18 protein-coding genes and 1 tRNA gene are annotated in these 23,045 nt (G+C 37.8%); 12 read left to right on the plus strand and 7 right to left on the minus strand.

The features are described from left to right. Positions 1-42: 42 nt before the first annotated feature. The 4 genes from purN to ABD682_RS04310 all read left to right on the plus strand — a co-directional run bounded on the left by purN (position 43) and on the right by ABD682_RS04310 (position 4,747). Positions 43-609, plus strand: a complete 567-nt coding sequence (purN, locus tag ABD682_RS04295) for a phosphoribosylglycinamide formyltransferase (RefSeq protein WP_344739410.1) — start codon at positions 43-45, stop codon at positions 607-609. Positions 610-1,070: 461 nt separating this feature from the next. Beyond that, entirely contained in the window at positions 1,071-1,712 is a 642-nt protein-coding gene (locus ABD682_RS04300) for a ribonuclease H1 domain-containing protein (protein WP_344739412.1), read from the plus strand. 81 nt (positions 1,713-1,793) lie between these two features. Next, positions 1,794-2,720, plus strand: coding sequence for a PfkB family carbohydrate kinase (locus tag ABD682_RS04305; protein ID WP_344739414.1), 927 nt, complete (start codon positions 1,794-1,796; stop codon positions 2,718-2,720). Positions 2,721-2,848: 128 nt separating this feature from the next. Further along, positions 2,849-4,747, plus strand: a complete 1,899-nt coding sequence (locus ABD682_RS04310) for an amidophosphoribosyltransferase (protein ID WP_344739417.1) — start codon at positions 2,849-2,851, stop codon at positions 4,745-4,747. Positions 4,748-5,226: 479 nt separating this feature from the next. Here the strand turns inward: ABD682_RS04310 and ABD682_RS04315 are convergent, their stop codons facing one another. After that, entirely contained in the window at positions 5,227-5,835 is a 609-nt protein-coding gene (locus ABD682_RS04315) for a superoxide dismutase (protein ID WP_344739419.1), read from the minus strand. Positions 5,836-5,967: 132 nt separating this feature from the next. Between ABD682_RS04315 and ABD682_RS04320 the strand changes: the two genes are divergently transcribed. The 6 genes from ABD682_RS04320 (at position 5,968) to ABD682_RS04345 (ending at position 16,364) form a co-directional block, all read left to right on the plus strand. Further along, positions 5,968-9,108: a UvrD-helicase domain-containing protein gene (locus ABD682_RS04320; RefSeq protein WP_344739421.1), complete on the plus strand. Its 3,141-nt coding sequence runs from the start codon at positions 5,968-5,970 to the stop codon at positions 9,106-9,108. Between the two features lie 20 nt (positions 9,109-9,128). After that, positions 9,129-10,322, plus strand: a complete 1,194-nt coding sequence (gene kbl, locus ABD682_RS04325) for a glycine C-acetyltransferase (RefSeq protein WP_344739423.1) — start codon at positions 9,129-9,131, stop codon at positions 10,320-10,322. A gap of 123 nt (positions 10,323-10,445) precedes the next feature. After that, positions 10,446-11,807 carry an OmpA family protein gene (locus ABD682_RS04330; RefSeq protein ID WP_344739425.1) on the plus strand — a complete coding sequence of 454 codons (1,362 nt, stop codon included), beginning with the start codon at positions 10,446-10,448 and terminating at the stop codon, positions 11,805-11,807. Between the two features lie 130 nt (positions 11,808-11,937). Then, positions 11,938-14,700, plus strand: a complete 2,763-nt coding sequence (locus ABD682_RS04335) for a PD-(D/E)XK nuclease family protein (RefSeq protein ID WP_344739427.1) — start codon at positions 11,938-11,940, stop codon at positions 14,698-14,700. Next, the gene (locus ABD682_RS04340; protein ID WP_344739429.1) at positions 14,701-15,549 is read left to right on the plus strand and encodes an alpha/beta hydrolase family protein; all 849 of its coding nucleotides are present in this window, start codon (positions 14,701-14,703) and stop codon (positions 15,547-15,549) included. It abuts the gene before it with no gap. A gap of 95 nt (positions 15,550-15,644) precedes the next feature. Beyond that, positions 15,645-16,364, plus strand: coding sequence for an NUDIX hydrolase (locus ABD682_RS04345; protein WP_344739431.1), 720 nt, complete (start codon positions 15,645-15,647; stop codon positions 16,362-16,364). Positions 16,365-16,398: 34 nt separating this feature from the next. Here ABD682_RS04345 and ABD682_RS04350 read toward each other — a convergent pair. Next, positions 16,399-16,472 (minus strand) — tRNA-Ala (locus ABD682_RS04350). An 83-nt stretch (positions 16,473-16,555) separates the two neighbouring features. Beyond that, the gene (locus ABD682_RS04355; RefSeq protein WP_344739433.1) at positions 16,556-17,557 is read right to left on the minus strand and encodes an NAD(P)H-dependent glycerol-3-phosphate dehydrogenase; all 1,002 of its coding nucleotides are present in this window, start codon (positions 17,555-17,557) and stop codon (positions 16,556-16,558) included. A gap of 172 nt (positions 17,558-17,729) precedes the next feature. On the opposite strand from ABD682_RS04355, the gene ABD682_RS04360 reads away from it, so the two are divergent. Then, on the plus strand, positions 17,730-18,680 hold the full coding sequence (locus ABD682_RS04360; protein WP_344739435.1) for a nicotinic acid mononucleotide adenyltransferase: 951 nt from the start codon (positions 17,730-17,732) through the stop codon (positions 18,678-18,680). 87 nt (positions 18,681-18,767) lie between these two features. Here ABD682_RS04360 and ABD682_RS04365 read toward each other — a convergent pair whose 3' ends face one another. The 4 genes from ABD682_RS04365 to ABD682_RS04380 form a co-directional block, all read right to left on the minus strand. Further along, on the minus strand, positions 18,768-19,634 hold the full coding sequence (locus ABD682_RS04365; RefSeq protein ID WP_344739437.1) for an NAD(P)-dependent oxidoreductase: 867 nt from the start codon (positions 19,632-19,634) through the stop codon (positions 18,768-18,770). Between the two features lie 87 nt (positions 19,635-19,721). After that, positions 19,722-20,300, minus strand: a complete 579-nt coding sequence (gene nadD / locus ABD682_RS04370; protein ID WP_344739439.1) for a nicotinate (nicotinamide) nucleotide adenylyltransferase — start codon at positions 20,298-20,300, stop codon at positions 19,722-19,724. 8 nt (positions 20,301-20,308) lie between these two features. Continuing rightward, positions 20,309-20,911 (minus strand): guanylate kinase, encoded by a 603-nt coding sequence (gmk, locus tag ABD682_RS04375; protein WP_344739441.1) that lies wholly within the window; start codon positions 20,909-20,911, stop codon positions 20,309-20,311. A gap of 13 nt (positions 20,912-20,924) precedes the next feature. Continuing rightward, the gene (locus ABD682_RS04380; RefSeq protein WP_344739443.1) at positions 20,925-21,782 is read right to left on the minus strand and encodes a YicC/YloC family endoribonuclease; all 858 of its coding nucleotides are present in this window, start codon (positions 21,780-21,782) and stop codon (positions 20,925-20,927) included. Positions 21,783-21,934: 152 nt separating this feature from the next. Between ABD682_RS04380 and ABD682_RS04385 the strand changes: the two genes are divergently transcribed. Then, positions 21,935-23,044 carry a formylglycine-generating enzyme family protein gene (locus ABD682_RS04385; RefSeq protein ID WP_344739445.1) on the plus strand — a complete coding sequence of 370 codons (1,110 nt, stop codon included), beginning with the start codon at positions 21,935-21,937 and terminating at the stop codon, positions 23,042-23,044. The last annotated feature ends 1 nt before the right edge of the window (position 23,045 follow it).

Raw genomic sequence — 23,045 nt, forward strand, 5'->3', positions numbered from 1 at the left:
TAAAAATCGGCGCAAAAAAAGTAAAAAATACCAAGACTACAAATGAAACGTATTGTTGTTTTTGCCTCCGGAAGTGGAACCAACGCTGAAAATTTGATTCGTTATTTTAAAACGAAGCCTGATATTGCTGTGGTTCAGGTGCTTAGTAATAATCCAAAGGCCAAAGTATTAGATCGCGCTAAAAATCTGGAAGTGAGCGCCCTGTCGTTTAATCGCGAGGCATTTTCAAAATCAGATGACGTTCTGAATATATTGAAAGCCACAAAGCCGGACCTCATCGTTTTGGCTGGTTTTCTCTGGAAGATCCCGGAGCATATTCTTAGAGCATTTCCCGATAAACTGGTAAATATTCATCCAGCATTATTACCAAAACATGGAGGAAAGGGGATGTATGGTATGCATGTTCATGAGGCCGTTGTTGCAAATAAAGAAACGGAAACAGGGATCACCATACATTATGTAAATGAACATTATGATGAGGGTGCCATTATTTTTCAGGCTAAATGCGCCGTGTTACCAACAGATACGGCGGAGGATGTGGCGGCTAAGATTCATGAACTGGAGATGGAACATTTTCCGAAAGTGGTGGAAGGGTTGTTACAGGATTAATTTTGATGAGGTTTTTTCGCTGGCGCTCTGAATCAAAAACAAATTGTCATTACGAGGAGCTTGCGACGTGGTAATCTCATGATGGGAGTTATAATTAAAAAGATTGCTTCATGTTGTTCGTAATGACGAAACCTGGCAAAGAAGCCCGCGTTAGGCCTGCCTGCCGGGCAGGCAGGGATAGTAGCGGAAAGCCCACAGCGAGGCACGAGCGCGGACTTGCAGCGGATAGCCCGACCGAGCTTTTAGCTTGGGAACGCCCAAAACATCAAGCAAAATAGAATTGATGTCATTCAGAAGGAACGCCGTGACTGAAGATTCTATCAATATAATAAATGAGATTCTTCGCTGGTGTTATGAATCAAAAACAAGTTGTCATTACGAGGAACTTGTGACGTGGTAATCTCATGATAGGCGTTATAATTAGAAAGATTGCTTCACCTTGTTCGCAATGACGAAACATTATGAGTACAAAAAAGAAAAAATATTATACCGTTTGGAAAGGCCATCATACCGGTGTTTTTGAAAGTTGGGACGATTGCAAAGCGCAGATCAAAAATTTTCAAGGGGCGCAATACAAAGCCTTTCCTACTTTTGAAGCGGCTAAAAAAGCTTTGAAAGGTAATTACAGAGATTATGTGGGAAAGGATAAAACCTTTACCAGCGAACTTTCTGAAGCACAATTAAAGAAAATTGGTATGCCTAATTTAAATTCTATTTGTGTGGATGCTGCCTCTAGCGGAAATCCCGGGAAAATGGAATACCGTGGTGTAGATACCAAAACTAGAAAACAACTTTTTATTCAAGGACCGTTTGAAGAAGGCACTAACAACATTGGTGAGTTCTTAGCTATCGTGCATGGTTTGGCCTTATTAAAAAAGAAAGAAAGCAATCGGATTATTTACACGGATTCTAAAACGGCTATCAGCTGGGTCAAGAAAAAGAAATGCAATACCAAACTAGCGCGAACTAAAAAGAATGAAGCTCTTTTCGAATTGGTTGACCGTGCTGTAGATTGGTTGAAAAACAATGCGTACACCACGACCATTGTTAAGTGGGAAACCAAGGCCTGGGGTGAAATTCCTGCGGATTTTGGACGGAAATAACCAAATCTCAATTCTCAAAAATATAGTTTTAATTAGCATTTAAAAAGACGTATATTTGCCCATTAATTGGATATCTAATTTATGGGTAAATTAGTAATTGTAGGTACTGTAGCTTTTGACGCGATTGAAACGCCATTTGGTAAAACCGATAAAATACTCGGTGGCGCCGCAACTTTTATTGGTCTTGCTGCCTCATATTTTGGGGTTGATGCCGCAGCGGTTTCTGTTGTTGGTGGCGATTTTCCGCAAGACTATCTGGACATGCTTTCCAATAAAAATATAGATATTTCCGGTATTGAAATTGTAAAAGAAGGTAAAACCTTTTTTTGGAGCGGTCGGTACCACAATGATATGAATTCCCGAGATACGCTGGTAACAGAGCTTAATACTCTGGCAGACTTCAATCCGAAAGTTCCTAAAAATTATCAGGACGCCGATGTGGTGATGCTTGGTAATCTTCATCCGTTAGTGCAAGCTAGTGTGTTGGATCAAATGACTCAAAAACCTAAATTAGTGGTTTTGGATACCATGAATTTCTGGATGGATTGTGCCTGGGACGATCTGATGAATGTAATTAAGCGCGTGGATGTTATCACCATTAATGATGAAGAAGCTCGCCAACTTACGGGAGAATATTCTTTAGTAGTTGCAGCTCGTAAAATTCACGACATGGGTCCTAAATATGTAGTAATCAAAAAAGGAGAGCACGGCGCCTTGTTGTTTCATAAAGATGATGTGTTCTTTGCACCTGCCTTGCCACTGGAAGAGGTTTTTGATCCTACCGGCGCGGGTGATACCTTTGCTGGAGGCTTTACCGGTTATCTGGCAAAAACGGGAGATATCTCCTTTGAAAACATGAAGAATGCTGTAATTTACGGCTCAACCCTGGCCTCATTCTGTGTTGAAAAGTTTGGCACAGAGCGCATGCAAAAGCTCTCGAACGATGAGGTTCAGAAACGCTTGATGCAGTTTAAAGAATTAACGCAATTTGAAATAGAATTATCATAAACCAACGCGCTCAAAAAAAGAGTGCGTTTTTTGTTAGGAAACCCACTAGAATGACACTAATACAAAATTCAATATTAAATGATCGTTTTGATCTGTTGGATTTAAAAAAAAGGAATTGCTTTTAATATATGAGTGACGCTATAAAACACGAATGTGGTATCGCTGTGATACGGCTTCTGAAACCACTAGAGTATTACAAAGAAAAATATGGAACCGCTTTTTATGGGGTAAATAAAATGTACCTCATGATGGAAAAGCAACATAACCGGGGGCAGGATGGTGCCGGCTTTGCCAGTATTAAACTAAACACTAAACCGGGGCAGCGCTACATAAGTCGTGTGCGTTCTGTGGCGCAGCAACCCATTCAGGATATCTTTGCCCAGATCAACCAGCGTATCAATGCGGAGTTGCAGGCACATCCCGAATATGCTGACGACGTTGCTGCTCAAAAGCAAAATATCCCTTATATCGGAGAGGTGTTATTAGGGCATGTGCGTTATGGTACTTTTGGCAAGAATAGCGTAGAAAGTGTGCATCCCTTTTTAAGACAGAACAACTGGATGCACCGAAACCTTATTATGGCCGGAAACTTTAACATGACCAATGTAAAAGAACTCTTTAACAACCTGATCGAGTTAGGGCAGCATCCAAAAGAATATACCGATACCATAACTGTTATGGAAAAAATCGGTCATTTTTTAGACGATGCCGTGAGTAAAATTTACAAGGATTTAAAGAAAGAAGGCTACAACAAACAACAGGCCTCACCACTTATTGCAGAACGTTTAAAGGTTTCAAAAATATTAAAACGTGCAGCGAAAAATTGGGATGGTGGTTATGCTATGGCCGGTTTAATTGGTCACGGTGATGCCTTTGTGTTGCGTGATCCTGCGGGCATTCGTCCGGCATATTACTATAAGGATGATGAAGTTGTCGTTGTAGCCTCTGAACGCCCTGTAATCCAAACAGCGTTCAATGTAAAGTTTGAAGATGTGCACGAATTAGATCCCGGTCATGCCATTATTACTAAAAAATCGGGCAAGGTAAGTATCAAGAAAATATTGGAACCGCTGGAACGGAAAGCCTGTTCTTTTGAGCGTATTTATTTTTCCAGAGGAAGTGATGCCGAAATTTATCATGAACGCAAAAAACTTGGGAAATTATTAATGCCTCAGGTAATGAAAGCGATAGATGGTGATATTAAAAATACAGTATTCTCCTATATTCCCAACACGGCTGAAACCTCGTTTTACGGTATGGTAGAAACAGCTGAAAACGAATTGAACAAATCGAAGACAGATATTATCTTAAAAGGAAAACGCAGCCTTTCTGCGGAAAAAGTGACTGAGATTTTATCAGAGCGTATTCGCGTGGAAAAAATAGCAAACAAAGATGTGAAGCTTCGAACCTTTATAACCGAAGATAGCAGTCGGGATGATCTTGTAGCCCACGTTTATGACATCACCTATGGGGTGATAAAACCGGAAGATAACCTGGTGATTATTGATGATAGTATCGTTCGCGGAACCACTTTGAAGAAAAGTATTTTAAAAATGCTGGATCGATTGAATCCGAAGAAAATAGTGGTTGTTTCCTCGGCGCCACAGATCCGTTATCCTGATTGTTATGGTATTGATATGGCGAATTTGGAAAGCCTGATCGCATTTCAATCGGCTCTTGCCTTGTTAAAAGACAACAATAAATATCACATTGTTGATGATGTTTATAAAAAATGTAAAGAGCAAACCGATCTGGAGGACAAGCATGTACAAAACTTTGTAAAGGAAATTTATGATTCTTTCACTGATGAGCAGATTTCTGATAAAATGGCTGAATTATTAAGCGATGAATCTATTAATGCGGAAGTAAAAATTATTTTCCAATCGGTGGAAAATCTTCATCTGGCTTGTCCGAAGAATTTAGGCGACTGGTACTTCACCGGAGACTATCCAACCGTTGGTGGTAACCGTGTGGTTAACAGGGCTTTTATCAACTTTTATGAAGGTAATAATGAACGTGCCTATTAATTATCGTTTTAACAAAAAAACGTTATTTAACTGAATAATTAGCATTTTATCTAAAAAAAATGCGTTTCATCTAAAAAATAATTTCATTCCACAAAATCAGCATACATTAGTTTCACCATAACATAAGTAGGTTAAGTTCATGGTAGATTTGGGGCAAAAAAAGGTGAACTCTCGTTCGCCTTTTTTTATGCTTAAAAGTGAAGCTTGCTGATATCATTTATGTTTTTCATTCATCTGTAAAATTAGATGACGTGTTCCTTCTAAGCTAATATATACGCCGTTCAGCGAAAATATTTTATCAGTCTTTTTTAACAATATATATTTACGCCACCATAACATAAGTAGGTTAAGTTTATGGTAGATTTGGGGCAAAAAGGTGAACATATCTTGTTCACCTTTTTCATTTTACAAACATTCAGTTTAAAGCAAAAAAAAGCAAACCAATTTGGTTTGCTTTTTTCAATTTTATCTTATCTGGATTATTTGGCAGCGGCGTAACGACGCTCAACTTCATTCCAGTTAATAATTTCTGAGAACGCTTTGATATAATCAGGACGACGGTTCTGATAGTTTAGGTAATAAGCATGCTCCCAAACATCAATTCCTAAAATAGGAGTTCCTTGGCAACCTACACCCGGCATCAATGGATTATCCTGGTTTGGTGTTGAGCAAACTTCTACCTTACCACCTTTGTGCACGCACAACCAGGCCCATCCGGAACCAAATTGCGAAGCGGCAGCATTACTAAATGCTTCGATAAAAGCTTCTTTAGAACCAAAAGCATCATTGATCGCATCTTTAAGTTCGCCGGAAAGATATCCGCGATCTTCAGGATTCATTACCGTCCAGAATAACGCGTGGTTGTAAAAACCACCACCATTATTTCGCACGGCACTGTTGCTCATGTCTAGGTTTGTTAAAATATCTTCAATAGATTTACCCTCTAAATCCGTGCCTTCAATTGCGGCATTCAATTTAGTAGTATATCCTTGATGGTGTTTTGTATGGTGTATCTCCATTGTTCTTGCATCTATATTAGGCTCTAATGCATCATAAGCATAGCCCAATTTTGGTAATTCAAAAGCCATAATTATTATTTTAAGTTTTTATTATTAAGTATTTATTTAAATTCATTCAAATTTACGGATAATTGACTTCAATAAAAAATAGTATCTTGTTATGAATGTATTGATAGTTCTTATCTTGCAGACGATTACACGATGATGTCCAGACTTTCAACATTTACCATTTTCGATGCCTCCGCCGGAAGCGGCAAAACATTTACGCTTGTAAAAGAGTATTTAAAGATTCTGCTATCCTCCAAAAGCGATTTTCTTTTCAAACAAATTTTAGCCATTACTTTTACCAATAAGGCTGTCGCCGAAATGAAAACCCGCATTATAAAATATTTAAAGGCTTTTGCAGAGCCTGATATTTTAGAGTCGACAGATCCTATGTTTTTCCAGATTATTGAAGACCTGGCTATGGAGCCCGAAGAGGTTCATAAAAAATCGAAACGTATTTTAAATAACATCATTCATAATTACGGCGCTTTTGATATTTCTACGATTGACGGGTTTACCCATAAATTGATCCGCACCTTTGCTCACGATCTTAAATTACCTATGAATTTTGAGGTAGAACTAGATCAGGAAAGTTTGCTACAACAAGCTGTAGACAGCTTGATAAATAAAGCCGGAACCAACAAAGAACTCACAAAGGTTTTAGTTGATTTTGCAATTGAAAAGGCCGATGACGACAAAAGTTGGGATGTGGCTTATGATTTTAATAAGGTCGCCAAGCTTTTAGTGAATGAAAATGATTTGCCACATGTGGAGCGTTTAAAATCGAAAACTATGGGCGACTTTATGGCGCTTAAAAAACAGATTAACGACGATTTAAAAAGCCTTGAAGAACGCATTGTTGAAACTTCTAGAAGTGTTATGACCTTGATTCAGGAAGCCGGATTGGGCCCTACAGATTTCAAAAGAAGTTCTTTGCCTAAACATTTTGAAAAACTGGCTTCGGGCGATTTTTATACACCCGGTTTTGATTCACAATGGCAGGAGGATATTGAAAATCAACCCATGTATCCAAAAAGTGTTTCAGATCATATAGCAGAAACCATCGATACGATTCAGCCCGAATTAGCAGCTGCCTTCAATGAAACCAAAAAGGCGATATTTCATCTTAAATTTTTAAACAATTTTTATAAAAATATCACGCCGCTTTCTGTTTTAAATGCCATAAATAAAGAATTGGAATCCTTAAAAACCGAACAAAATAAAATGTTGATTTCAGAATTTAATGGCATCATTTCTGAAGAAATCAAGGATCAACCAACCCCTTTTATTTATGAGCGTTTAGGGGAAAAGTTCAAACATTATTTTATTGATGAGTTTCAGGACACCTCAGTAAAACAATGGCAAAATTTAATTCCGTTGTTGGATAACGCTTTGGCAACAGAAAAAGGGAGTGCTGTTCTTGTAGGTGATGCCAAGCAGGCGATTTACCGTTGGCGTGGTGGAAAAGCTGAACAATTTATTGGCTTGAACAGCCAAGAAAACCCCTTTGTTGTTACACCCCAAAAAGAACATTTACCGAGTAATTTTCGCAGTGCCCGGGAGATCGTAAAATTCAATAACGGGCTGTTTAAATTTGTGGCTCAAACCATATTTCAAAATGCAGAATATCAAGAACTTTATCAAAAGTCAAAACAGGATGATGAAAAAGACCATCAAGGGTTTGTATCACTACGTTTTTTGGACATCGATAAAGATGATGATATAGATCTTGCATATGCTTCGAAAACTCTGGAAACCATACAAAACTGTTTGGATCAGGGCTTCTCATTAGGTGCTATATGTGTTTTGGTTCGAAAGAAAAAAGAAGGTGTTGCCATAGCAGAATTTTTGAGTGAGAATAACATTCCTGTGATGTCTTCGGAAACCTTACTTATAAACAATGCACCGGAGGTTAAATTCATTATAAAGCTACTCCAGATACTGTTAGAGCCCAAAAATCAGGAGGTTAAAATTGAAGTTTTAAATGCTTTTGCAGATTTGTTTTCAATTGAAGACAAGCATACCTTCTTTGCTTCTCATTTAGGGTTATCGTTACCCGATTTGTTTAAATCCTTTGAAGATTATAAGGTATTTCTGAATGCTGAAATTTTGGTACAATTACCATTATTTGATCTGGTTGAAACCTTGATGCGAGGTTTTGGCTTAACAAAAAAACCAAATGCCTATCTTCAGTTCTTTCTGGATGTGGTTTTAGAATTTACACAAAAGAAAGGTTCGGATCTCGCGGCGTTTTTAAGTTATTTTGAAAGCCAGAAAGATAAGCTCAGTATTGTTTCGCCCGTAGGGCAAAATGCCGTTCAGATCATGACGATCCACAAAGCAAAAGGTTTGGAGTTTCCGGTGGTTATTTTCCCTTTTGCCGATTTGGATATTTACAGGGAGCCGGAACCGAAACTTTGGTTTCAAATCGATCCCGAAATCTATCACGGATTTACGGAAACACTATTAAATTTCAATAAGGATTTTGAATATTTTGGCACTCAGGGAGAACAGTTGCTTTTGGCTCATCGGGGGGAACAGGAACTCGATAATATAAATTTGCTCTACGTGGCTCTAACGCGCCCGGAAGACCAACTTTACATCATTTCAAAAAAAGAGATAAATGCCAGGGGCGAAGCACCGCTAAATAAATATTCAGGATTACTTATTAATTATCTAGAACATCTTGGGTTATGGAACGACTCCAAAACTGAATATACATTTGGTAATATTCAAGCACCTGAGCATCACCAGAAAGACATGGAATTCTCAACCTATGTGACCGATCAGTTTTTATCCTCACCGAAAGAAGATCATAATATTCGTGTAGTAACCAAATCGGGATATTTATGGGATACCAAACAAGAACAAGCCATGGAACGCGGGAATTTAATTCATGAGATCATGGCACATATTGAAACCCCATTAGATGTTGCTGCGGTGTTACAGGATTTTTTTGATAGTGGTTTGCTTACTGAAGAACAAGTATCTTTAATTGAAGAACAAATAAATCAAATTATTGTTCATCCAAAACTAGCGGGTTATTTCAACGAAGATTTAAAAATATATAATGAGCGCGATATTATCACAAAGGAAGGCCTTATTTACCGTCCGGACAGGGTGGTTGTGAATTCTCAAAATCAGGCTGTTATTATCGATTATAAAACGGGAATGGTAAAACCGGAACACGCCCAACAATTACAGTTGTATCAAGATGTTTTGGAAGCCATGGGATTTATGGTTACAAAAAAAATTCTGGTGTATACCGATGATGGGATTATGGTAAAAGAAGTATAACTTTGTAAAAAAACAAAACGATGTACGGAAATTTAAAACAACATTTACAAGAAGAACTTCAGGATATAAAAGACAATGGGCTATACAAAGAGGAGCGCATTATTACCTCTCCTCAAGGTGCTGAAATTACACTAGATAGCGGTAAAACGGTATTGAATTTTTGCGCCAATAATTATTTGGGATTATCGTCGCATCCGGATGTGATCCAGGCGGCAAAAGACACCTTGGATTCTCACGGTTTTGGAATGAGTTCGGTACGTTTCATTTGCGGTACTCAGGATATTCACAAAACTCTGGAACAAAAAATAGCCGATTTTTATCAAACGGAAGACACCATATTATATGCTGCAGCATTTGATGCCAATGGTGGGGTTTTTGAACCTTTATTGGGCAAAGAAGATGCGATTATTTCAGATAGTTTGAATCATGCCTCAATTATTGATGGTGTAAGGTTGTGCAAAGCAGCCAGATACCGCTATGAGAATAGCAATATGGAGGATTTAGAAAAGCAACTCATTGCAGCCAATGCAGACGGGGCGCGATTCAAAATAATTGTAACCGATGGCGTTTTTTCTATGGATGGACTGGTAGCGCCGTTGGACAAGATTTGCGATCTGGCTGAAAAATACAATGCTCTGGTGATGATTGATGAATGTCATGCCGCCGGATTTATAGGCGAAACAGGTCGTGGAACCCTTGAAGAAAAAGGGGTTATGGGGCGTATCGATATTATTACAGGAACTTTAGGTAAAGCTCTGGGTGGTGCTATGGGAGGTTATACTACCGGTAAAAAAGAGATTATTGATATGTTGCGTCAACGTTCAAGACCGTATTTATTTTCCAATTCTTTGGCGCCGGCTATTGTTGGAGCTTCAATAAAAGTTTTTGATATGCTTGCCAATGATACAGAATTGCGGGATAAATTGGAATGGAATACCAAATATTTTAAAAAAGGCATGAAAGAAGCCGGTTTTGATATTATAGATGGTGATTCAGCCATTGTTCCGGTGATGTTATATGACGCGAAACTGTCTCAGGACATGGCAAATAAACTCTTAGATGAAGGAATTTATGTTATCGGATTCTTTTTTCCTGTAGTTCCTCGAGAAAAAGCAAGAATTCGCGTACAATTATCAGCTGCACATACAAAAGCGCATTTAGATAAAGCTATTCAAGCATTTACAAAGGTTGGTAAGACACTAAAAGTTATTTAAAAAACCGCCGAAATGTCGATATATCAACGGAATCCACAATATTTTTATATATTTGTCTTTGTTAATATAATTTAACAACTTACTTTTGTTTACGATTAACACTTAAAAATTAAACTTTTGAATATGAAAAATCTTAGCAGATTACTGTTCGCAATGTTGCTAGTATTCGTTTACAGCAACGCAAACGCGCAAGACGAAAACAACCCGTGGCAAATTACTGTCGGTGTAAACGCTGTTGACGCTTATCCTAATGCCGATGGTGCTCCTTTTAGTGAGACCATCTTTGATGAGTATTTCAACCTAGATGATCACTGGAATATCTTACCATCAATTTCAAGTATTTCGGTATCGAAATATTTAGGTGAAGGATTCTCTTTCGGAGTAGCCGGAACTATTAATAAAATTGATAAATGGGGAGATTCTACTGTAGATGATTTATCTTACTACGGTGTAGATGGTACCATCAAGTATAGCCTTAACAGCTTATTTAATTCAAATTTCATTGAGCCTTATTTAGGTATCGGTGGAGGTTACACTTGGATTGATGAAATTGGAGCGGGTACTTTAGATGGAACTTTAGGTCTTAATTTCTGGTTCTCTGATAATATTGGTTTAACATTGCAATCATCATACAAGCACTCTTTCGAAGATTATTTAACAACACATTTCCAACACACTGCTGGTCTTTCTATCAAATTTGGTGGAACTGATTCAGATGGAGATGGTATTTACGATAAAGATGACGCTTGTCCGGATGTTGCTGGTTTAGCTGCTTTCAACGGATGTCCTGATACTGACGGTGATGGTATCCAAGACAGCGAAGACGATTGTCCAAACGAAGCTGGTTTAGCTGAATTAAACGGATGTCCTGATTCTGACGGTGACGGTGTTGCTGATAAAGATGATAGCTGCCCAACAGTTGCCGGTTTAAAATCTTTAGGTGGTTGTCCAGATGCTGACGGTGACGGAGTTGCTGATGGTGATGACGATTGTCCTAACACTGCTGGTCCTGCTGCAAACAAAGGATGCCCATGGCCAGATACTGATGGTGACGGTGTATTAGATAAAGACGATAAGTGTCCAGATGTTAAGGGTACTGTAGCTAACGCTGGTTGTCCAGAGGTTACTGCTGAAGTTCAAAAAACGCTTAACGAATACGCTAAAACTATAAACTTTGATTCTGGTAAATCTTCAATCAAAGCTCAGTCTGCTCAAGTATTAGATGATATCGTTAAGATCCTTAACGAATACCCAACTGCTAAATTTACAGTTGAAGGTCATACTGATAGTGTAGGTAGCGCTGAATTGAATCAAAGATTATCTGATTCTCGTGCAAATGCTGTAAAAGAGTATTTAATTGAGCACGGTGTAGATGCATTCAGATTATCTGCTCTTGGTTATGGTGAGTCTAAACCAATTGACACCAATAGTACTAGAGCTGGTAGAGCTAACAACAGACGAGTTGAAATCAACTTAGTGAAGTAATTAGTTCACCACATTAAATAATAAGTTTTAAAAAAACGCTTCGGTTTTCCGAAGCGTTTTTTATTTTTATAAACTACTGTCACAAAATAGTTTTAGATTAATTCTAATTTAAATTTCGTCTAACTGCTTCATGGGTACAAATACCTTTCTTTTTGATGTTTTAAAGGACTTACAGGATCAAGATGTAAACCTTTCGGAAATCACCTTTATTTTACCCAGTAAACGCGCGGGATTATTTCTGAAGCACGAAATTGCCGCCTCGACCACCAAAACCCTCTTTTCTCCTGAAATTTTAAGTATCGAAGAGTTTGTAGAGCAACTTTCCGGACTACATTCCAAGTCTAATACCACATTACTTTTTGAGTTTTATTCGGTTTATGAATCACTTACAGATAAGAAGCATCTGGATAGTTTTGAGGCCTTTTCCAAATGGGCCCAAATCTTATTACAAGACTTTAATGAAATTGATCGTTATGTTATTCCGCAGGAACAGATCTTCGACTATTTAAGTGCTATTCAAGATTTAAAACACTGGTCGCTTGACCCCAATAAAACCGATTTTGTTAAAAATTATTTAGCCTTTTGGAACAAGCTCCACAAGTATTATGAAGCTTTTGTAAAAGCCCTTAAAGGAAAAAATATAGGCTATCAGGGTTTATTGTACCGTGAGGCTTTGAAGCACCTGAAAAAATATATGGATCAAAATTCCGGTAAGCAGCATGTGTTTTTGGGATTTAATGCATTAAATACTGCAGAACAAGACATTATTCAAGTTTTATTAGCACAGAACATGGCTAGAATTTATTGGGATATTGATACGGCTTTTCTGGAACATCCCAATCACGATGCTGCTTTGTTCATTAAAGGGTATCAATCTAATTGGTCCTATTTTAAAAAACATCCTTTTCAATGGAGTCATAATCATTATTCAAATCAAAAAGATATTCAGATTTATGGAATTCCAAAAAATATTGGGCAGGCCAAACATATAGGGGCTCTGTTACAAGAACTGCAAAAAACTAATCCTAAACTCGAGAAAACTGCTGTAGTTCTGGGCGATGAAAATCTGTTGATTCCCGTTTTAAACTCACTTCCTAAAAACCTGACGGCTTTAAATATTACTATGGGGTTCCCTTTGAGTTCCATTCCACTGGCTCATTTATTTGAACTCCTGTTTAAAATTCACAAACAGAATTCGGAACGTTTTTACTATCAGGATATTCATGCCCTCCTGACACATCAATTCGTTCGTCCTTTATTTTATATTGATGAAACTGATTATGCAAGCCTCATTATTGAAGCCATTCACGGGAATAATATAACCTATCTTTCTGCAAAGCGTTTAAAAAGTATCGCCCCTGAGGCTTCAGAAATTATTTCTGTTTTGTTATCCGGTTGGCAAAACGCTGTTAAAAATGCTTTAGATCGATGTTTTGAACTTATTCAGTTAATCAAACATCATTTTGATACTTCAAAAGAAAAAGCCCTTTTATCGCTGGAGTATTTATATCGTTTTAATACCCTCTTTAACGAATTAGCCCATCTGAATAAAAGCTTTAATCATATTAAGGATATCAAAACACTACATAGTGTTTTCAAGGAATTACTGAGCACAGAAACTCTGGATTTTCAAGGAGAGCCTCTTGAAGGCTTGCAAATTATGGGAATGTTGGAATCGCGGGTTCTGGATTTTGATACCGTAATAATAGCTTCTGTTAACGAGGGCATTTTGCCTGCAGGGAAAAGTAATAATTCATTTATTCCATTCGATGTTAAATTGGAGAATAAATTACCAACCTACAAAGAAAAGGACGCTGTTTATACCTATCATTTCTATCATTTACTACAACGAGCCAGACACATTCATATTTTATATAATACCGAAGCTGATGTCCTTACAGGAGGCGAGAAAAGTAGGTTTATTACCCAATTGGAATTTGATGAAACGCATCAAATAAAGGAACATCTTGTTATGCCGCCCGTACCGGTAACCAAACGAAAATTAAATGAAATTGTAAAAACACCGGGAGTTCTTGAAGAGTTAAAGCGTGTGGGGCAAAAAGGCTTTTCTCCGTCATCCTTAACGAATTACATCAGAAATCCGATCGATTTTTATTATCAAAAAGTACTTCATGTTAATGAGTTTGATATGGTTGAAGAACATATTGCGGCAAATACCTTAGGTACGGTGGTACACAACACTCTGGAAGATTTTTACAGGCCTCTTAAAGGATCGTTTTTAACTGAAGACCTTCTGAAAAATTTAAAATCCAAAATAGAGACGCAGGTTGTTTTTCATTTCAATGAAATCTACAAGGAGGGTGATTTATCACGCGGAAAAAATCTGATTATTTTTGAAATCGCCAAACGTTATGTTTCGAATTTTTTAAATGCAGAATTAAAAGAAATAAAAGCCGGGAATACCATTAAGATTATCGATGTTGAAGCTGATGCTTCCACCATCCTTAAAAACCTTGATCTTCCTTTTGAAGTTACGATGAAAGGAAAAGTGGACCGTATTGATGAATGCAATGGGCTCACACGAATTATTGATTATAAAACGGGCGCGGTGAACCAAAATGAGGTGGATGTGGTAAACTGGGAGGATATGCCAACAGATTACAAGAAATACAGCAAAAGTTTTCAAGTTCTTAGTTATGCTTATATGTTAGCTGAAAGTAACCGAATAAATCTGCCCGTTGAAGCGGGGATTATATCGTTTAAAAATCTAAGTTCAGGTTTTCTGAAATTCGGTAAAAAGGAAAGTCAATACGGTCGGAAAAAAGATCATTTGATAACTGCGGAAACACTTTCTGATTTTGCAGAGGTTCTAAAACAACTTATTTTAGAGATATATAACCCGGATATTCCATTCACCGAAAAAGAGGTATAAATGATTTTAAAGGATAATTATGTAATTAACGGACGGCATCAAAAGCCCATTCTTATAGACACTTTGGCTTCAGGTAATAAATCGAATTTGCCGGTTGTTATTTTTTGTCATGGTTATAAAGGATTTAAGGATTGGGGCGCCTGGAATCTTATGGGAGAGGCATTTGCCAAGGCCGGATTCTTTTTTCTGAAATTCAATTTTTCACATAATGGTGGTACCGTGCGCCAGCCCATCGATTTCCCGGATCTGGAAGCTTTTGCGGAAAATAATTACACTAAGGAATTGGACGATTTGGAAACGGTTATAGATTGGTTATTTGAGAATAAAAATTTGCAATCAAAGGTCAATCTTGAAAACCTGAGCTTGATTGGTCATAGTAGAGGTGGTGGCATTGTAGTGATTAAGGCTGAAGAAGACAGGCGTATTAAACAAGTGATCAGTTTAGCCAGTGTTTCTGACTTCGGAAAACGTATGACAGCTTCAGGAGATCTGGAGCAGTGGAAAAAATCCGGAGTGAAATATGTTTTGAATGGCCGAACCAAACAACAGATGCCACATCATTATCAGTTTTATGAAGATTTTAAAGCAAATGAAGAGCGTTTCACCATTGAACGAGCTGTAGCATATTTAAAAATCCCTCATCTGATTATTCACGGCGATGCGGACCCAAGTGTTTCCATTGAGGAATCTGAAAAGCTGCATCAATGGAATCCAGATAGTACTTTCATGGTCGTTAAGGGTGCAGATCATGTGTTCAACACAAAGCATCCCTGGGATAAAAACAGCCTTTCAAATGAACTGGCTGAGGTGGTAGTTACAATCACGAATTTTATTAATAAAAACACATAAATCCTCGTTAATCAGGGATTTTTACATATTGAAGTAAAAATTAGATAAAATTAAATGTATTTTTTACATTTGATAAATAAGTTTACGGATTCTAAATGACCAAACCAACCCACCACCACAAAGATTACTACGCTCCCGAAGAAAAATTATATGTTGCCACAGACAATATAATCTTCGGTTTCGACGAAGGCGTTTTAAAACTGTTATTGTTTAAACGACGTGTTGAACCATTTAAGGGAACCATGTCGTTAATAGGAAGTTTTGTGCATCCTGATGAAAGTGCACCGAATGCTGCCAAACGTGTTCTGAGAGAAATTACAGGTCTGGATGATATTTTTATGGAGGAACTTAAAAGTTACTCGGCTGTTGAACGTGATCCCGGTGCGCGGTGTATTTCTATTGCTTTCTATGCCTTAATCCGTATTGAAGAATCGAATAAAGCTTTGGTGGAAAAGCATGGTGCCATTTGGCATGAAGTAAATTCGCTTCCAGACCTTGTACTAGATCATGGTCAAATGGTAACGGACGCTCTTGGTCGTTTGCGGGAGAAAGCCCAATTCTATCCGATTGGTGTGGAACTACTGCCAAAAAAATTCACCATTCCCCAACTTCAAAAACTCTACGAAGCCATTTACCAAAGAGACATAGATACCCGCAATTTTAGAAAAAAATTACTGTCTTTAAACCTCCTGATCCCACTGGACGAAAAGGATATGTCCGGGTCTAAAAAAGGTGCTTACCTTTATAAATTCAATTATTCAAAATATAAAAAGCTGGAGACTAAAGGCTTTAATTTTTCCCTTTTTAAAACATAAAAAGCCTCCAAAATTTTGGAAGCTTTTTATTTTGTGGAGAAGAGCGGACTCGAACCGCCGACCTCTTGACTGCCAGTCAAGCGCTCTAGCCAACTGAGCTACATCCCCGTACAGGCTATTTTTATAGCAATGCAAATGTAATTAAATCTGCGAAATAAAAAAGTACCATTTAAAAAATTAGCGAGTCAGATCTAATCTAACTTTTCAGTGAGCTTTTTAAATACTTTTTTAGGATTCTTGTTTTCGTAAAGAATTTCATAAACCGCATTAATTATAGGCATTCGTGTTTTTTTATTGTTTTTCTTATTGAGGTCATAAGCACTTTTTGTAGCATAATAACCTTCAGCAACCATACTCATTTCCATTTGAGCAGATTTCACGGTGTAGCCTTTCCCAATCATATTGCCGAACATCCGGTTTCTGGAAAACACAGAGTAGCCCGTTACCAAAAGATCTCCTAAATATGCGGAATTATTGATGTTGCGTTTCATTTTGTGCACTTTTTTAATGAAGCGCTTCATTTCCCGGATAGAATTACTCATCAATACACTTTGAAAATTATCACCGTACCCTAAACCATGCGCTATTCCTGCGGCAATGGCATAAATATTTTTCAACATTACGGCGTATTCCACGCCAATCACATCATCCGTGGTTTTCGTATTTATATATTCGCTGGATAACGTTTTCGCAATAGTTTTGGCTTTATCTTCATCAGAGCAGGAAATAGTTAAATAGGACAATCGTTCTAAAGCTACTTCCTCAGCGTGGCAAGGCCCGGCAATAACCGCTATATTTTCGTAGGGAACATTGTAAAATTCATGAAAATGTTCGCCAACCAAAAGGCCGGTTTCAGGCATGATTCCTTTTACAGCCGAAACAATAATTTTATCTGAAATATCTACCGTGAGTTTTTCCAATTCCCCATGAATAAATGCTGAGGGGATCACAAAAAACAAAACATCGGCATTTGCAGCCGTTTCGTTGATATCGTTACTCAGTTTCAGCTGGTCTAAATTAAATTCCACCGAACTCAAATAATTCGGGTTATGTTGTTCGCGAAGGAGATGTTCTTTGGTGTAAATGCTTCGCATATACCAACCAATTTCATCCAAATTCTCACTCAGCATTTTAACAATAGCCGTTGCCCAGCTTCCTGCGCCAAAAACCGCGTATTTTAAAGGTTTATCCATAAAAATCCAGTCTTATTTCATTTCAAAAATACGTAAAAATTTACTCTTAAAAACCGCTTTGGAATTTTATCAATTTGATTTTTGGCACGCCTTTTGGAATTGTTTAGGCAGAACCACTTAAAATTAGCAACCTAAAATCAGGTTATCCGGTTTTAAGATAAAACATAAGCGTATGAAAACTATAAAACTACTTTTAAGCTTTACATTGTTAGCAACACTCATGACCTCGTGTTATACAGAGGTTGTGGTAGATGACTACAATCCTGCACCGGTACCGGGCATAAGTGTGAATCAATTATTGACCTCTTATGAATTGTGGTACGTAGATATAAACGCTACCAAAGGTTACGGAGAAACCCCGTTCTTACAAAAAGCATTTACTATTTCTTTTATAAACGGTGTAGTGTATGCTAATAATAATATTGTGGGTCTTGGCGATACCGGTAATGGTTTTGGAATAGATGTAGCGACGTATGATGCTTATGATATGATTTTAGATGTGAACCACGATATCGACGGATTTAGCACTTTTGATGTGTATCAAATAAATAATAATACGATCGAATTGTATAATCCGAATAATGATACGTCATACTTTTTGAAAGGTTATCAACGCAGTAATTTTGATTATGATTTCGTATTCTATGATAATATTCATTATTTCTTACAGGAATACGAAGCCTGGGAGAAAGTATACACCAGTAATTATGGCGCCTTAAATGAATTTGATAATGAGAACTACTTACAGTTTTTAGCAGGAGGAAACGACGCTACATTCCAAAGTTCTCAGGATGCTCCAAATACAGCAGTTGAAAATCTATTTTGGGATTATACAGGAGTGTACGGTGTAGGTGATGTTACTAATAATTTTTACTTAAAAACTTTAACATTAGATTATGATTTTTTCAACAATGAATACTTCGAGTTGACCGTTATTAATGATAGTGAAATTGAATTGTACCACCCGGATTCCGGAACGGTTTATGATTTTGTAGGGCGTGGCTACATTCAATATCTAAAAACAGGAACCGTTAAAGGAGAATCAACTACCACCGATAGTGGAAAGCTACGTAAATTTAAAGGTGAGCGCGTTGATAATCCTAGAGAGAATACAAGAACATAATAATTTTTGGTTGGTTATTTAGTTTAGAAACCGCCGCAGAGTGCTAGCTCTGGGCGGTTTCTGTTTTTTATAGTATTTTAAAAGCCTTTATTTTGATTGCTCCAGATAACGATAAATGGCCGAAAAATCCAGTCGCGCCATATCTTGCTTTTTCGCGGAAGCATATACCTCTTTCGCAACATTGGCAATGTACATTGGTTGATTAACCTCGTAGGCAGTTAGGGCCGCCAGATGTAGATCTTTGTGCATCCATTCTAAAGGGAATTGTACGTCGTATTGATCTTTTTTAATGCCCTCAGCTTTAAATTTGGTAAATGGTGCGGATACCACCAAACCGGGAAGAAGGTCTAAAAGAAAGTCTTTATCAATGCCCATTTTTTCACCAAAGAGAACGGCTTCAGAAAATATCAACATGGACTGGGCTAGCATCACATTCACTAACATTTTAAGAGAGGTTCCTTTGCCTGTGTCGCCAACATGAATCAATTTTTTACTCATCATGTTTATATAAGGTTCTACATCATCAAGCACCGCTTTATCGCCGCCAACAAAGAAAATAAGTTCGGCATTTCTGGCCTGTGGTTTTGAACCCGAAACTGGGCTATCCAAAAATCGGATGCCATGCGCTTTGGCCTTTTTAAAGGCTTCTTTGCTGAAAGAAGGATTCACTGTGGAACAATCGGCCCAAATGGCGTTGCTTTTCATAAAGGTTAATGCGCCATCTTCTTTCATAAATACCTCAGAGACTGCTTCGGGAGTTGAAAGCATACTGAAAACAATATCGGCATCCTTCACAGCATCCTGAACTGATTTCGCGAGGATAACGCCTTCCTTCTTTAATTCTGAAAAATCTTTTTGAGTTCTGTTATAAACGGTTAAATCGACATCGTGTTTTGCGAGATGGAGAGCCATTTCGCGTCCCATAATGCCTAATCCTATGAATGCAATTTTCATAAACAATTGTTTTTTTAAGTATTAATATTTGAGATTTTAAGCGGCTATAGAATATATCACGCTTTTATATAAAATAAGCTTTTAAGCTTATTTATAAAAATTCATTTCATCTAAATAAATCCAGGCTTGCTCAGGTAACATGGGCCTGACGTTCTTCCCCTCTTTAATGGCTTTGCGGATGAAGGTTGAAGAGAGTTCCATGATCGGAGCAGGGATCAAATGGATGTGTTCATGATCGTCGAACTGGGTTTTATCTGCTTTGGTTTGCCTGCGAGGATAAACATATAAATGATAATTTTCTAAAATAACGTCGTGGTTTTTCCACTTGTGAAAGCTCTTCAAATTATCCTGTCCCATGATCAATGCAAATTCATGCTCAGGATATTTTTCCTCAAGATGTACCAGAGTATTTATGGTATAATTAGGTTGTGGCAAACCAAACTCGATATCACAAGGTTGTAATTTGGTATAATCTTTTGTAGCGCGATATACCAGCTCTAACCGTTGATGATTATCCAAGAGGCTTTCCTTCTTTTTAAAAGGATTATGTGGCGTAACTACAAACCATACCTGATCCAGATCACTGAATTCCGCGAAGTGATTCGCAATAACTAAATGACCAATGTGTATCGGGTTAAATGATCCGAAGTATAAGCCAATTTTCATACGATTAACTAGGTTTCAGGATTTGAATTTACAAAAGCACCTACAAGTTCTTCGGCTTGTGCCAAAGCGTGTTCCAGCGTATCATTCACGATAATGGTGTCAAATAAAGGTGCTGTAGCCAATTCTGCTGAAGCTTTGGCAATACGCATATTGATTTTATCGTCACTTTCCGTTTTACGCTTTTTCAGTCGGATCTTTAATTCATCAATACTAGGTGGTTTTACAAATATCGCCAGTGTTTGCTCAGGATACTTGCGTTTTATCCTTAGACCACCGGACACATCAATATCAAAAATAACGTGTTTTCCCATGGCCCAGATCCGTTCTACTTCGGTTTTTAAAGTACCGTAAAAGTTATCGCGATACACCTCTTCCCATTCCAGAAACTCGTTGTTTTTTATTTTATTTTTGAATTCCTTGGCGGAAAGAAAGTAATAATCCTTGCCATCAACTTCCTGGCCGCGTCGCTCGCGTGAGGTTGCTGAAATTGAGAATTCTAAATTTAACTGCGGTTGCTTCAGTAAATGTTTGACAATAGTAGTTTTACCAGATCCTGAAGGCGCGGAAAAGACAATAAGTTTACCTGTGGTATTTTTTTCTATTTTCGACACGAACAAGGGGTTTTTAAAGCACGTTCAACAGCTGCTCTTTTATTTTTTCCAATTCATCTTTCATCTGAACCACCAATTGTTGCATAGGAGCATAATTACTTTTTGATCCAATCGTATTTATCTCACGACCCATTTCCTGGGAAATAAAACCTAGTTTTTTACCATTGGAGTCTTTAGAGTTCAACGATTCTGTAAAATAATCCAGATGATTTTTAAGCCGAACTTTTTCTTCAGTAATATCAAATTTTTCAATGTAGTATACCAACTCCTGTTCAAAGCGGTTCTCATCGTATTTCTCTTTCAATTCCTCAACACCTTTTAACAAACGTTCCCGAACAGCCTTAATGCGATCTGAATCCATGGCAGCAACTTCCTCAAGAAGGGCACGAATATTTTCCACGCGATTCTTAAAATCGGCTTCCAAAACTTTACCTTCATCTAAACGGTGTGCATTCAGATCTTCCACTGCAAGGATAATCTCCTTTTTTATGGCTTCCCATTCTGTTTCATCAATTTCTTCACGAACCGTATTAAGGGCGTCAGGAAAGCGTACAGCCATTTTTAGTAACTCCAGATCATCACCGGGAACAACCTCTCGAAGCTGATTCATGTATTGCTTTACAACCGGCGTATTAATCTGCGTTGAGGTATCATCAGCAGTGGCTTCAACATAAATAGAAAAATCAATTTTCCCTCTTTCCAAAGCATCAGCCAGAAGCTTTCTAATGGCTAGTTCTTTTTCTCTATAAATGGAAGGCATCCGGGCATTCAGATCCAGATTTTTACTATTAAGGGATTTGAGTTCTATGGTAATTTTTTTGGTAGGCATTTGTACCACAGATTTCCCATAACCGGTCATTGAATATATCATAAATCAATTTTTAAGTTTCACAAAGGTATTAAACCAAAACGATAGTAGGCGATATTCAGGATTTTAAAAATATAACTTTAAAAAAATAGTAACCAATATTGTAAAAATAAGTTCTATTTTTATGGTTGAATTGAATTGAAATGAGGGTTAAAATGAAAAAATATCTTGTGCTTCTAGTCGTTCCGATGCTATTTGCTTTGGGCTGTAAAGAGAAAAAAACTGAAACTCAACCAGACCAAATTATGGTTACCGAAAAACCGAAACTACCTGAAACGGTTTTGGATAGTTTAAAGAATCATCCACCGGAAGGCATGGTTTGGATTCCCGGCGGTGAGTTTATGCAAGGGGCTGTTCCGCAGGATAAACAGGCTATGGACCATGAGAAACCACAACACCCCGTAAAGGTTGACGGTTTTTTTATGGATATTACGGAAGTTACCAACGCTGAATTCGCCAAATTCGTTAAGGAAACAGGCTATGTTACCGTTGCTGAACGTGCGATTGATTGGGAAGAAATGAAAAAGCAATTGCCGGAGGGCACTCAAAAACCGGCAGATTCTATATTACAACCGGGATCTTTGCGCTTTAAAAAAACAAAGTCTTCAGTGCCTAATCTTTATGATTTTTCACAATGGTGGGAATGGTCTATCGGAACTAACTGGAAACACCCTCAAGGACCAGACAGTAATTTGGATGGCAAGGAAAATTTCCCTGTTGTTCATGTGTGTTATGAAGACGCTCTGGCCTATTGCCAGTGGGCCAACCGACGATTACCAACGGAAGCCGAGTGGGAATATGCAGCTCGGGGAAAACAAAAAAATACCATTTATTTCTGGGGTGATGATCGCTCAAAGTTGGCACAAGAGGCCAATACCTGGGAAGGAGAATTTCCTGTTTACAACACCAAAGTTGATGGTTTTGAAGGTACCGCACCCGTAAAATCATATCCTTCAAATGGTTTCGGTTTATATGATATGGCCGGAAATGTTTGGGAGTTTACACAAGATTGGTATAATGTAGATTATTATAAAGAATTAGCCGCTAAAAATACGATAGCGATGAATCCTCAAGGCGCGAGTCAGGCTTACAATCCACAGAATCCCTATTTACAAGAGAAAATCATTAAAGGAGGTTCCTTTCTTTGCAGCGATTCGTATTGTTCCAGTTTTAGAGTTTCTGCCAGGATGGGTACAAGCCCGGATTCTTCAGCAGAACACGTTGGTTTCAGAACCGTTGCAGATCCTGAAATGATTATGGAATAAA

Origin of the sequence: Gaetbulibacter aestuarii (assembly GCF_039537665.1) — a bacterium.
Lineage (GTDB): Bacteria > Bacteroidota > Bacteroidia > Flavobacteriales > Flavobacteriaceae > Gaetbulibacter_A > Gaetbulibacter_A aestuarii.